At 67.4% G+C, this 12,399-nt stretch carries 9 protein-coding genes and 1 pseudogene; 6 read left to right on the forward strand and 4 right to left on the reverse strand.

Features of this window, described 5'->3' with window-relative positions:
• Window positions 1–193: 193 nt before the first annotated feature.
• Window positions 194–928, forward strand: a pseudogene (locus tag ULB03_RS12430) (alpha/beta hydrolase); the annotation flags it as partial.
• Between the two features lie 32 nt (window positions 929–960).
• Here ULB03_RS12430 and ULB03_RS12435 read toward each other — a convergent pair.
• Window positions 961–1,893 carry a LytTR family DNA-binding domain-containing protein gene (locus ULB03_RS12435; RefSeq protein WP_322483414.1) on the reverse strand — a complete coding sequence of 311 codons (933 nt, stop codon included), beginning with the start codon at window positions 1,891–1,893 and terminating at the stop codon, window positions 961–963.
• 126 nt (window positions 1,894–2,019) lie between these two features.
• Here ULB03_RS12435 and ULB03_RS12440 point away from each other — a divergent pair, with 126 nt between their 5' ends.
• A complete protein-coding gene (locus ULB03_RS12440; RefSeq protein WP_322483415.1) occupies window positions 2,020–3,243 on the forward strand; it encodes an acyltransferase family protein in 1,224 nt (407 codons plus the stop codon).
• Between the two features lie 20 nt (window positions 3,244–3,263).
• Here ULB03_RS12440 and ULB03_RS12445 read toward each other — a convergent pair whose 3' ends face one another.
• Together ULB03_RS12445 and ULB03_RS12450 are read right to left on the reverse strand one after the other, a co-directional pair.
• Entirely contained in the window at window positions 3,264–4,214 is a 951-nt protein-coding gene (locus ULB03_RS12445; RefSeq protein ID WP_322483416.1) for a PAS domain S-box protein, read from the reverse strand.
• Window positions 4,215–4,469: 255 nt separating this feature from the next.
• A complete protein-coding gene (locus ULB03_RS12450) occupies window positions 4,470–5,309 on the reverse strand; it encodes a LytR/AlgR family response regulator transcription factor (RefSeq protein ID WP_322483417.1) in 840 nt (279 codons plus the stop codon).
• A gap of 227 nt (window positions 5,310–5,536) precedes the next feature.
• Between ULB03_RS12450 and ULB03_RS12455 the strand changes: the two genes are divergently transcribed.
• From ULB03_RS12455 to ULB03_RS12470, 4 genes are all read left to right on the forward strand, one after another.
• Entirely contained in the window at window positions 5,537–6,769 is a 1,233-nt protein-coding gene (locus ULB03_RS12455; RefSeq protein ID WP_322483418.1) for an acyltransferase family protein, read from the forward strand.
• 202 nt (window positions 6,770–6,971) lie between these two features.
• Window positions 6,972–8,882: a methyl-accepting chemotaxis protein gene (locus tag ULB03_RS12460; RefSeq protein ID WP_322483419.1), complete on the forward strand. Its 1,911-nt coding sequence runs from the start codon at window positions 6,972–6,974 to the stop codon at window positions 8,880–8,882.
• Between the two features lie 648 nt (window positions 8,883–9,530).
• Entirely contained in the window at window positions 9,531–9,941 is a 411-nt protein-coding gene (locus ULB03_RS12465; protein ID WP_246130201.1) for a helix-turn-helix domain-containing protein, read from the forward strand.
• A gap of 574 nt (window positions 9,942–10,515) precedes the next feature.
• On the forward strand, window positions 10,516–11,343 hold the full coding sequence (locus ULB03_RS12470; RefSeq protein WP_322483420.1) for a ProQ/FINO family protein: 828 nt from the start codon (window positions 10,516–10,518) through the stop codon (window positions 11,341–11,343).
• A 102-nt stretch (window positions 11,344–11,445) separates the two neighbouring features.
• Here ULB03_RS12470 and ULB03_RS12475 read toward each other — a convergent pair whose 3' ends face one another.
• The gene (locus ULB03_RS12475) at window positions 11,446–12,231 is read right to left on the reverse strand and encodes a response regulator (RefSeq protein WP_322483421.1); all 786 of its coding nucleotides are present in this window, start codon (window positions 12,229–12,231) and stop codon (window positions 11,446–11,448) included.
• Window positions 12,232–12,399: the final 168 nt, after the last annotated feature.

Raw genomic sequence — 12,399 nt, forward strand, 5'->3', positions numbered from 1 at the left:
CGCCGGGCCGGCCCGCGCCGTCGAGCAGGAGGTGGCCATCAATGGGGGGCCCGGCCCGCTGGCGGGCACCCTGCAACTGCCGGACATGGCGCCCCCGGGACCCATTCCGGCGGTGCTGATGCTGGCCGGGTCCGGTCCCGTCGACCGCAACGGCAACGGCCCATCATTGCGGACCGACGCCTTGCGGCAACTGGCGCAATCCTTGGCCGTGAAGGGCATCACCAGCCTGCGGGTCGACAAGCGCGGCGTGGGCGCCAGCAAGGGCGCCCTGATCCGCGAGGAGGATTTGCGCCTGGACACCTATGTGCAGGATGCCGGCCAGTGGCTGGCCTTCCTGCGCGCCCAGCCTGGCATCGGTCCCGTCTTCCTGCTGGGGCACAGCGAGGGCGGACTGACCGTCACCCTGCTGGCGCAACGGGTGCCCGTGGCCGGCCTGATCCTGGTGGCCACCCCCGGCCGCACGTTCGGCGACCTGCTGCGCCAGCAGCTCCCCCGCACCGACCTGCCGCTCGATGTGCAGAAAGCCGCTCTGGAAGCCATCACCCTGTTGGAGCAGGGCCGGCCGGTGACCAAGGTGCCGCCGCCGCTGATGAACCTGTTCCGCCCCAGCGTGCAGCCCTACCTGATCTCCGAACTGACGCGCGACCCGGCCGCCGAACTGGCCCGCACCACCGCCCCCGTGCTGGTGCTCCAAGGCGCCAACGACGTGCAGGTCGACATGTCCGACGCCGTCCGCCTGTCCCAGGCGCGTCAGGGCGTGCGTCTGGAACGGCTGGAGGCGGTGAACCATATCTTGAAGAACGCGCCCCTGAACGACCGCGCCGGCAACCTGGCCACCTACACCGACCCCGGCCTGGCCATCAACCCCGGCATCCCCGCCGCCATCGTCCGCTTCGTGCGGGAAAACGAGGCCAGCGGCGGCGGTTGATTTAAGCCTAAGGACATGGCGGGACCCGCTCCTCACCCCGTCAGCAAATCCGCCTTGAAGCGCCGGCTGGCGGTGACGGTCAGGCCGGTGGTCAGTGTGATGTCCAGGTCGCCGGAGGGGCGGCTGTCCACGCGCTGGATGGCGGCGCGGTTCAGCAGGCGGGAGCGGTGGACGCGCACGAACAACTGGGGCGGCAGGTCGGCCTGGATGTCGGCCAGGGACCGGCGGACCAGGTGCACCCGCTCCGCCGTCATGACCTCCACATATTTGCCGGCGGCGCTGACCTGGAGAATTTCTTCCGGGGCCACGAACACCCGGCGGGTGCCGACCTTCAGTTCCAGGCGCGGCGGCGGTTCCGCGACGGGCGGCAGCGGGACGGGCATAGGGACGGGCGTGGGGGCGTGCATGAGCGCCGCCCCCGCCGCCTGCTGCGCTTCCACCAGGGCGACCACCCGCGACAGGCGCACCAATTGGCGCCCCATGGTCAGGATGGCGGTGGCGACCAGATAAGTTATGATGTCCTTGCGGAGCTCATAGGGGAATTCGCGGACCAGCGGCCCCATGTGGTAGGTCCCGCCCACGAGTCCATAGAGGATGGACCGCAGCCCCATCATGATGGCGACATGCACGGTGCTGTAGCCCAGCATCGTGACGCTGTGCAGCCCCAGGCTACGCCAGGGGGCGCGGGCCCAGACCGCCCGGTTGACGGCCAGATAGACCAGTGGTAGGGCGGCGAAACCGCCGATGGCGCTGGAATACTCCCAGCAGATCGGTTCCCAGGCGGCGATGCGGCTGGCGCCGCCGCGCTCGTGTTCGGTGAGCACGGAGAAAATGTTCACTGTGGTGGGCAACAGATAGAAGGCCAGCCACACCAGCGCCCAGGTGCCCCGCGCCGAAAGACGCCACCCCGGCAGCATCACCGCTTGCGCCGCCGGTTCCACCGTTGGTGCCGTGGACATCGCCATTCAGTCCCCATCCGCGCCCTTTGTCCCGCCGCCGGTGCCCTCCGGCCTTGGGCCGGCTGCCGGGTGGATGCAGCGTAGCGCCAACGCAGGCCCCCAGGCCAGCTTGATCGTGAGGATGCGCCGCCGATGCCCTTTTCCGCCCCTGCCTCCCCTTCGATGCGCCGGTATGATCTGGATTGGATCCGGGTCATCGCCTTCTTCCTGCTGATCCTCTATCACGTGGGCATGTTCTACGTGCCCTGGGACTGGCATGTGAAAAGTCCGCATCCGGTTCCCGCGCTGGAACCCGTCATGATGCTGACCAGCCCGTGGCGGCTGACGCTGTTGTTCCTGGTTTCCGGCGCCGCCACGCGGTTCTTGGCGGGCAAGAGGACTATCGCCGGCACGGTGGATGTCTGGGCGCTGACCCGCGCCCGGGTGGCGCGGCTGCTACCGCCGCTGCTGCTGGCTATCTTCGTGATCGTCCCGCCGCAGAGCTTTTTCGAGATCGTGGAGAAGGTGCCGGACCAGGCCCTGCCCTACGCCGACTTTTACCTGAGGTACGTCACCGGCAGCGGCCACTGGTGCCGCGGGACCGACTGCCTGATGACGCCCACCTACAACCACATGTGGTTCGTGGCCTATCTGCTGGCCTACACGCTGGTGCTGTGCGCCCTGCTGGCCGTGGCGGCGCCGGCGCTGAAGCGGCTGGAGCGCGGCATTGACCAAGCCCTTGCCGGTTGGCGTCTGCTGGTGCTGCCCATCCTGTTCCTGGGGGTGATCCGCTTGGCCCTGTTGGACCGGTTTCCCATGACGCATTGGATCGTCAACGACTGGTATGACCATGCCCTGTCGTTCAGCGCCTTCTTGTTCGGCTTCCTCACGGCGCCCTCCGACAGCCTGCGCCAGGGTTTCATACGCCTGCGCTGGCCGGCGCTGATGGTGGCGCTGCCGGCCTATGCCGCCTTCGCGGCCTACGCTTGGACCTACCGCGCCGACGATGCCGTCCCGCCGGAGGCCTTGCGCGCCGTCATGCGCTTCGTCTATGCCGCCGACCAATGGGCGGCCATTGCGGCCGTGCTGGGCTTCGGTGCCCGCCACCTCACCCGCGACAGCGCCGCCCTGCGCTATCTGGTCCCGGCGGTCTTCCCCTTCTACCTGGTGCACCAGACGGCGACCGTGGTCTTGGGGCATTACCTGGCCAAGGCCGCCCTGCCCCAGGGGGTGGAGGCGCCGCTGCTGATCCTGGGCACCTTCGCCACCTGCTTCGCCGCCTATGAGGCGGTGCGGCGCGTGAATCCGTTGCGCCCCTGGTTCGGGCTGAAGTCCCGGGCGGCCGCGCCAGGGGTGGAGAGACCGCACCTGGCCTGATCGCCAAATGGGTGCGGGCGTCAGGCCGTCAGGTTGGCGCGCGGCAGGCTGATGCCCAGGGCCAGGCCGCCGTCCTGCCAGTCGAAGTTCAGGCGCCCGCCCAACTGCCCCGCCAGCAGCAACTGACAGACCGTGAGGCCGAAGCCCTTGCGCAAGGGCGGGCGCACATCGCGCAGACCCCATTCGCGCCAACTGAGGGACAGGGCCTCCTCATCGCTGTGCCAGGACAGGTCGATGTGGCCGTCGGGGTGGTTCAGGGCACCGAAGCGGGCGGCATTGCCGGCCAGCTCATACAGCGCCAAGCCCATGGCCTGGGAGGCCTGGGGCCCCAGCACCGTCTGGGGACCGCTGCGGGTGACGCGCGAACCGGCGGGATCAAAGGGCTCGAAGGAGATGGTGGTCAGGCTGTCCAGGTCGGTGCCCACCCATTGGCGGCTGGCCACTTGGCTGTGGATGGCCGCCAGCGCGGAGATGCGGCCCTCCACCAGGGCCACGAAATCATCGACCGTATCGGCGCGCGTCAGGCGCAGGATGGACTGCACCACCGCCAGCGCGTTCTTGGCGCGGTGGTCGACCTCCTGCATCAGAAAGGAGATTTGCCGTTCGGACCGGCGGTGCTGGGAAATGTCGCGGGCGATCTTGGACGCGCCGATCAGGTTGCCGTCGTTGTCGTGCAGGGGCGAGACGCTCAGCGAGATTTCCAGCGTATGGCCATCCTTGTGGCGGCGCAGCGTCTCGAAATGGCTGACCCGCTCCCCCTGCTTCAGCCGGGCCAGGATGCTGGGCATTTCCGCCTCGCGTCCGGGCGGCGCCAGCACGGTGACGCTGCGGCCGATCATCTCTTCGGCGGTATAGCCGAACATCCGCTCAGCGGCCGCGTTCCAACTGGTGACGATGCCGTCCAGCGTCTTGCTGATGATGGCGTCATCCGAGGAGTCAACGATCGCTGCCAGAATGGCGTGCGAAGACAAGGCTTCCATCGGTCGGCAGTGCCTCCAAGCCAACACAAAAACAAGGTTAACGCCGACCAATGCCGGTTGGGCCGGACTTGGGGCACCCATCTCCGGGGGGCACTTCATCGCAAGGTGTGAAACCTTGTAGAACAGTGCACCCGGTCGACCATCGCAGTCTGGCCCAATGCACCGTCCCACTTCAAACGGACCTTAGACCTATACCTCCGGCGATTCACGGTGCGCACCCGATAATCGCTTGGGCATACATCTATTCTAGAACAACTCTGATTTGTAACGCCGGCTGGCGGGAATGACGGCCCCATTGCGCAACGTGAGGTCCATGTCGCCGGAGGGGCGGCTGTCGATGCGCAGGATGGCGCCGCGGTTCACCACATGGGAGCGGTGAACCCGCACGAATTCCGGAACGGGCAGGTCGGCCTGGAAATCCGCCAGGGTGCGGCGGACCAGATGAACGGCTTCGGCGGTCACGACCTCGATGTAATTGCCGGCGGACCGGACCAGCAGGATTTCCGCCGGCGCCAGGTAGACGCGCCGCGACCCGACCTTCAGTTCCACCCGCGCCGGTTCCGTCGCAGGCCCAGGTGGGTGTCCAGGCCTAGGCGGGTGAGCGGGCGGACCCGCCGTCGTTGGGGAGCCGCCGGCGTTCGCCGCCGCCTCCAGCAGGGCCAGGGAGCGCGACAGGCGGATCAGGTGGCGGACGCCGACCACCACCAGCACGATCAGCAAATAGGTCAGGAGGTCCCGGCGAATCTCATAGGGCAGGTCGTCCCGCAGGTCGTCCAGGCCGTATGCCTGGCCCAGGGCGCCATAGGCGGCCATGCGCACCACGGTCACGGCGGCCAGGTGCAGGGCGCTGAAGCACAAGGCCGTTCCCAGGAATTGGGCAACCCAACGGACGGGCGCGTCCGTCCAGGCGGGGGCATGATTGATGGACCAGCGGACCAGGGGCAGCACCAGCAGCAGCGCGATGCCACTGGAATACTCACGCAGGAAGGGCTCCCACCCCGGGATGTCCTGGTTGGTACGTTCGTATTCCGTGAGCAATGTGAAGGCGTTGATGGTGGTGGGAAGAAAGGCGAAACCCAGCCACACCAGCGCCCAAGCCTTCAGATTCGGCGTACTCCAGAAGGCAAGGAAACGATCCGCCGCCCGTCTCATATTTTCAACCGTTCACCATTTCAGCGCCACCATCCGTCCCCGCCGGCCCCTTAAAACCAGCCGTTCGCGTCAGGGAAATGGCCCGCCCTTTCTCCAAAGATCAGCGTAGGGCAGCGGTACACGCGACCGCCACACGTCTTACGACCAGGGGCCGAAAGAACATGATGCCTTCCCGTACGACGCCAACCGTCACCCGCCGTCCGGACCTGGACTGGATCCGGGTACTGGCGTTCTTCACGTTGATCGTGTTCCACGTCGGCATGTTCTACGGGCCTTGGGAATGGCATGTGAAAAGCCCGCGCGAGGTTCCGGGGATGGCATCGGTGCTGATGGCCACCAGCCCGTGGCGCCTCACCCTGCTCTTCCTGGTCTCCGGCGCCGCCACCCGCTTCATGGCCGACAAGATGACGGTGGCCGCCCTGACCAAGGCGAGGCTGGCCCGCCTGGTCCCGCCCCTGGCGTTCGCCGTCCTGGTCCTGGTGCCGCCGCAGACCTATTATCAGGTGATCGAACAGGCGGTGACGCCGGTGGAGACCGACTATCCCGCCTTCTACCTGAAATACCTCAGCGGCACGGGCCACTGGTGCCGGGTCAATGACTGCCTGACGACGCCCACTTATAACCACATGTGGTTCGTCTCCTACCTGCTGGTCTACAGCCTGGCGCTATCGGTCTTATTGGCCATGGCGGGGCAGCGCCTGCGCGCGGTGGGCGGGATGCTGGAGACCCGGTTGACCGGCTGGCGGCTGGTGGCCCTGCCCTTCCTGGCGCTGTGCGCCCTGGACATGCTGCAACTGCGCTTCCCCATCACGCACTGGCTGCTGCACGACTGGTACAATCACATCCTGTCGTTCACGGCCTTCCTGTTCGGCTTCCTCATCGCCAAATCCCTGCCCTTGCGGGACGGTTTCGTGCGCTGGCGCTGGTGGGGCCTGGCCCTGGCCCTTCCCGCCTATGCGGTTGTCGCCTATTACACCTGGGCCTATCCCTTCGGCGCGCCCGCCGCCCCCTGGGGCATCCGCGCGGCCATGCGTGTCGTGTACGCCGCGCAGCAGTGGGGGGCCATCGTCGCGGCGCTGGGCTTTGGCGCCCGCCACCTGAACCGTGACGGCCCGGTGCTGCGGTATCTGGTCCAGGCCGTCTTCCCCTTCTACCTGGTCCATCAGACCATCACCGTGGTCGCGGGCCACAACCTGGCGCCCCTGGGCCTGAACCAGGGCTTGGAGGCCACCCTGCTGGTGGCCATCACCTTCGCGGGATGCTTCGCCACCTATGAGGTCGTGCGGCGCATCAACGTCCTGCGTCCTTGGTTTGGGCTCAAGCGGTTGGCGCCGCGCCCCGAGGCCGACGCGCAACCGCAAGAGCAGGCGCAGACGCAGGCGGCGGGGGCCTGAGCCGGCGGATGGATATGGCTTTGGATATCCTATCCCGAAGATGCATTGCATTTTCGGTAATTTTAGGAGTGTGTCACAAAGTATAAATCCAAATTTAACATGGCTGTGATTATCCGGTGCCCGCCGCGGTTTGTAAGGTGGCATGGCCCCGGCTGGCCTGTCCTCCGGGGTTCCCCCGCCTCTGTCAGGATGGCCGCCCCCCATGCGCCAGACGTCCCCCGACCGCCTTGCCCCCGACCGCCTTGCGACCGTCACGGCCCGCCTGCCCGCCCTCAAGACCGCCCTTGGCGCCCGTCTGGCGCCACTGTTCAACAGCCCCGCCGGGGTCGCCGTGGCGCGCGCCGCCAACCGCCTGGGGCGCCTGATGGCGCGGCTGGTGCCACACCCCACGCGCCTGCGCTCCAAGTTCATGGCGGTAGGCGGCACGCTGTTGTTCCTGGTTCTGCTGCAAAGCGCCATCGGCATTGGCATCGCCCGGCAGTCGCGCGCCATCCTGGAGGGAACGACCGCGCAGACGGACGGGGCCATGGCCGACCTGGGCCTGGCCGCCACCCTGAAGAACATGCAGGTGCAGGTGCTGTTGACCCAGACGTTGATGGGCACCCTGTCGGTGGCGGAGCCGGCGGAACTCAGCAACTCCCTGCGGGCCATCGCCAGCACCTACGCCGCCGGCCTGGAGGAGGTGCGCCGCGTCGCCGCGCGGGAGCGCGCGAACGGCACCGCTGAGAACAACCCGCTGGGCGACGTGGCCACCAAGGTGCAGATGGCCAAGACCCAGTTCGAGGCCCTGCAGGAAACCGCCATGGCCTTGAAGCCGCTGGCGGGCAAGAGCTCCGCCCCGGCGGATCAGCTGCTGAAGCTGTCCGCCCAGGTGGATGGCCTGAACGACCACCTGGACCGCATGGCGGAGGCCATGAAGCTGGTGGCCAAGGGTGACCAAGCCCAGGTGCGCGCCGGCAACCAGGCGGCGCTGGGGGTGATCGACGACCTGAACCACGGCATCCAGGCCAGCACGGCCCTGGGCCTGGTCCTGTGCGGGCTGGCGGTCCTGTTCCTGATGCGGGGCGTGCTGTCGCCGCTGCTGGCCGTGGCCGGTGCCACCCGCGCGTTGGCAGGGGGCCGACTGGACGTGGCCCTGCCCACCGCCCGCAAGGACGAGATCGGGGAGATGGTGGACAGCCTGTCCGTCTTCCGGGACAACGCCCGCGCGGTGGAGCGCCTCAACGTGGAACGCGACCAGGAACGCGTGCGGGCCGAGGAAATGCGCCGCCGAGCCCTGGAAGACACCGCCCAGTCCTTCGAGACCAAGGCGGGCCGCATCCTGGGCTCGGTCACCGAGGCCGCCCACGGCCTAGTGGAAACGGCGCGCGCCGTGTCGCGCACCGCCGCCGGCGCTTCCACCGCCGCCAGCGCGGCGGAGAGCGCGGCCCAGTCCGCCAATGGCACCATCCAGGGCGCCGTCAGTGCCGCGGAACAATTGCGCGCCACAACGGCCGACGTGCTGGAAAGCGTGGCCGAGGCCGCCAAGCTGGCCCGCACCACCGCCGACAGCACCAAGGGCACCAGCGAACTGATCGAGCGGCTGACCGTGGCGTCGCGCCGCATTACCGACGTGGTCGCCCTGATCCAGACCATCGCCGGGCAGACGAACCTGTTGGCGCTGAACGCCACGATCGAGGCCGCCCGCGCCGGTGAGGCCGGCCGCGGCTTCGCCGTGGTCGCCAGCGAGGTGAAGGGCTTGGCCGGACAGACCGCCCAGGCCACCCAGGACATCCAGCAGGAGATCGCCGCCATGCAGGCCGCCATCGCCCAGGCCGTCGAGGCTTTCCGGGAGATCGTCGGGGCGGTGATGCGGATCGACCAGGTGAACGACGGGATCGCCCGCACCATCACCGAGCAGGCGCGCGCCACCCAAGCCATCGCCGCCACCATGACCGACGCCGCCCAGGGCGTCACCCGTGTCGGCGGTGACATCGGCACCGTGGCCCGTGCCGCCAACGACACGGGCCTGGCGACCAGCCAGGTGTTCACCGCCAGCAGCGACCTGTCGGTGCAGGCCAAGGAACTGCAGCGCGCCGTGGCCGATTTCCTCTCCGCCATCGTGGCGGCCTGAGGGGGACGGCTTAATCCGGGCGTTTGCCGGGCGCGTGCAAGCGAGCGGGTTACAATGAGACGAGTCGCGACGGGGCGGGCCTATGGCACCGCCCCGTTGTTCTTTTAGGGCCTATCGTCCTTTTCGGGCATAACCGCAGCGATGCGCCCGCCCCCCGCGCCCTTAAGCCGCGTGTCCGCGACGCTAAGACGCACCTAAATGGTGGGGCGAACTTTGAGAAGCCCGCAGATAGCGCACAAGGGGATACCACTGCAGGACAGGGGTGTCGTCGGGGCTTCTATCCCCTACTTTGTAGTCTACCAGGGATAAAGGAATTCCCTTATTTACGGTATGTAAACTTGTTTACGATGTCCTTATACAGACCGCTTCGGAACGGTATCCTGCTGGTGTTCCCGCGTCGCCTCCCCAACGGCTGACAGCGGATCCCCGGTGGAGGCCGTCCCGGATAACGGCAAAGAAGACGATCCCGTGCAGGGGGTGCCGTGTATCGGCCCTTGATGACGGTGGTCAATGAGGACAAGTCCCCAGATCGGCGGTGGTTGCCATCACGCTGTCCGGGGAAGCGCCTCGCCCCCACGTGCGACAGGATTTTAGGAAATGACGACAGACAAGCCGAACACCGGCCGTAGCAAGACCCGCAAGCGCACCATGCTGGCTGCCGAGGAAGAGACGGGCACGAGCGTGGACAGTTATGTCGGTGGCCGGGTGCGCCTGCGCCGGACCCTGATCGGCATGAGCCAGGAAAAGCTGGGGGAGGCCATTGGCCTGACGTTCCAGCAGGTGCAGAAGTATGAGCGCGGCGCCAACCGCATCTCCGCGTCCATGCTGCACAAGATCGCCCAGGTTCTGGACGTTCCCATCAGCTTCTTCTTCGACGGCCTGGGCCCGCAGGGCGAGATCCCGGCACCCGCCATCGAGGCGGCGGTGGAGGGCGGCCGGCCGCCCAGCGAGCGCCGCGAAACCCTGGAGCTGGTGCGCGCCTATTCCCGCATCACCGAAAGCTCGGTGCGCGACAGCATCATGGCCTTGGCCAAGTCCCTGGCCAACCACAACGGCTGATGCGGCAGGGCCGTTGAGCCTATCCGTTTTGCGCTGCGGCATGGATGGGAACCATCCCTGCCGCGATTTGATTAAAAGCCGGGCGTCGACGATCAGTGTCGCCGCCCGGCTTTTTGTTTGGAGTCGCCCACCATTCGGGTGGGTTAGCCCCATTCGGGTGGTCCGGACACAAGGTCAGCCGCCATTGCCCGTCCTGCAACGGATGCGTGGCGGACATGCGGTCATTAATCATCAATACTGTGCGGACCTGTCGTTACAGGCGATCCTTGTAAAACTTTCCTTAACCGCTGGGCCTGATAGTGATGACCATGGGGCACGACGATGCCGAACAGGGTCGCCACCAACCACCTTTCAGCCAATACTCGTTCCGCCTGCGGTTTCATTAACGTTTTCATGTACCCGTTAATACGATGGGCTTGAAGATGACCGGATGGGGACGCCTTGGCACGGGAAGGCTCGGGGCATGCACGCTGGTTAAATCAAGGCTGCATCAAACGAGGGCGTGGAACCGACTTTCTGGTTGCGGCACCGCAGCAAAAAACTGGTATCGTTGCCTTGAGCCGGGATGGATGCCATGACAACTTTATCTCTCAAGAAGCCGCTGGGCTTTGAAACTAAACTAACTCTCGACGCGGCACAGCGCGGCACCGTTGGTGACCGCGGCGCAACAAAGCGTGTCGTCGTTCTGGAACGGACCCCGACGCCGGTGCGCAGCCGCCAGGGCGGCGGTGCCGATCGTGACACCGGTCGCTTTGATCGGGGGGACCGCCAACCGGAACCTGATTTTGGTGAGCGCCGGCAGTCGCGCGGTGACGGTCCCTACCGCCCCGCGCATTACGACTATGACCGGCCGGACTCCGACTTCCGTCCCAACTACCGGGCGCTGGAAAGCCGGCACCAGGATAACCGTGACAGCCGCCCCCACGGCGGTGAGCAGCGCGGTCGTCCGGGCGGACGCCCCGCCCATGGCGGGCGTGGCCGTGAGGACGATGCCAGCGACCGGCCCCACGTGCTGTGGCCGCCCCGTGTGGTGGTGAATGATTTCGATGGCGCCGCCATCACCCTGCCCCGAGTTGCCGGCACGCCGCTGGAACTGCCGGAGGACATGGCCCGGGTGCATGCCCAGCTCAGCCGCCGCTTCCCCGAGGCCTTCCCCCAGGACCCGGTGCCGCTGAGCCTGACCGTGGAAAAGGAAATGACCCGCGCGCTGGGCGATGCCGATCTGGTGGCCACCGCCGAGTCCTTCCTGTTCGTCTACCGCGCCCACCCGGCTTACCTGGCCTCCGTGGTGCGCAACACCCGTCGGGTGACCCTGGACGGCGCCCGTGCGGAGCGTATCGAGCCGGAGGAGCGTGAACAGGCGCTGTGGACACTGCGCGCCCTGGACACCACGTTCCAGTAAGCCTTTCAGGACCCATACAGCATCCCGGCTTCATCAAGACGGCCGCCCCACATCCCGGGGCGGCCGTTTTTTCATCAGAGAGGCACATTTGAAAGGGCCGACCTACGCGGTTGGCGGCGGCGTGTCCTCCGCGTCGGACAGGAAGCGTTCGCGCAGCAGTTCCCAATCCTGGCGGCCAAATTCCACCGCCGACTGGGCGACCGCGACCGCACGGTCCAGGTCGGCCGCGACACAGGCCTCATGCAAGGCCATGGCCAGATCCTGCAGCCGGATCAGCCCGCAGGTGCCGGCGGTGGCCATCAGGTCATGCAATTCGGCCCGCAGGGCCTTCAGATCCCGGTTCCGCGCCGCCTCGGCCAAGGTTTCCACCCGTTGCTTGCCCAAGGTGAGGAAGCCGCTGACGATGCGGATGAAATCCGGCCGTGCCGCCATCGTGGCCAGTTCCCCCAGCCTGTCCTCCGCCAGGATGCCGAACAGGGGTGGCACACTGGCCACCGGCTCCACCGGAGCCTCCTGCTGGGCGGGCTGGCCGCAGGCCCAATGCACCACCTTGCCGATGAAATGGCCCCGGTCGAAAGGCTTGGCGACATAGTCGTCCATCCCCGCCGCCAGGTATTCCTCACGCATGCCCGCCATGGCGTTCGCGGTGATGGCGATGATGGGCATGCGGGCCCCCATGGCGCGCATGCGGCGCGTGGCCTCGATCCCGTCCATGCGCGGCATCTGGATATCCATCAGCACCAGGTCGAAGCGGCGGCAGCGCACGGCCTCCAGCGCGTCGACACCGTCCTGCACCAGCACCGCCTCGAACCCCTCCTTGGCCAGCATCAGGCTGGCCACCTCCTGGTTCACCGGATTGTCCTCCACCAGCAGGACGCACCGGCCCACGCCCCGTCCCTGCGCGGGCACGGGCGGCGCGCTGCTGCCGCCCCAGACGGCCGGTGAGGGCCGGTGGGTGGGAAGGGGCGCGGTGAAGCCCTCCTGGAAAGGTTGCTCGGCCGGCTCCAGGGGGATGGAGAACCAGAAGGTGCTGCCCACGCCCGGTTCGCTGGACAC

The sequence above is a fragment of the Nitrospirillum goiasense genome (assembly GCF_034427435.1).
Lineage (GTDB): Bacteria > Pseudomonadota > Alphaproteobacteria > Azospirillales > Azospirillaceae > Nitrospirillum.

Coding starts and splice junctions, on each gene's coding strand:
- ULB03_RS12435 (WP_322483414.1), bottom strand. CDS start 1,893: ATGGCGATGTCCACGGCACCAACGGTGGAACCGGCGGCGCAAGCGGTG.
- ULB03_RS12440 (WP_322483415.1), top strand. CDS start 2,020: ATGCCCTTTTCCGCCCCTGCCTCCCCTTCGATGCGCCGGTATGATCTG.
- ULB03_RS12455 (WP_322483418.1), top strand. CDS start 5,537: ATGATGCCTTCCCGTACGACGCCAACCGTCACCCGCCGTCCGGACCTG.
- ULB03_RS12460 (WP_322483419.1), top strand. CDS start 6,972: ATGCGCCAGACGTCCCCCGACCGCCTTGCCCCCGACCGCCTTGCGACC.
- ULB03_RS12465 (WP_246130201.1), top strand. CDS start 9,531: ATGCTGGCTGCCGAGGAAGAGACGGGCACGAGCGTGGACAGTTATGTC.
- ULB03_RS12470 (WP_322483420.1), top strand. CDS start 10,516: ATGACAACTTTATCTCTCAAGAAGCCGCTGGGCTTTGAAACTAAACTA.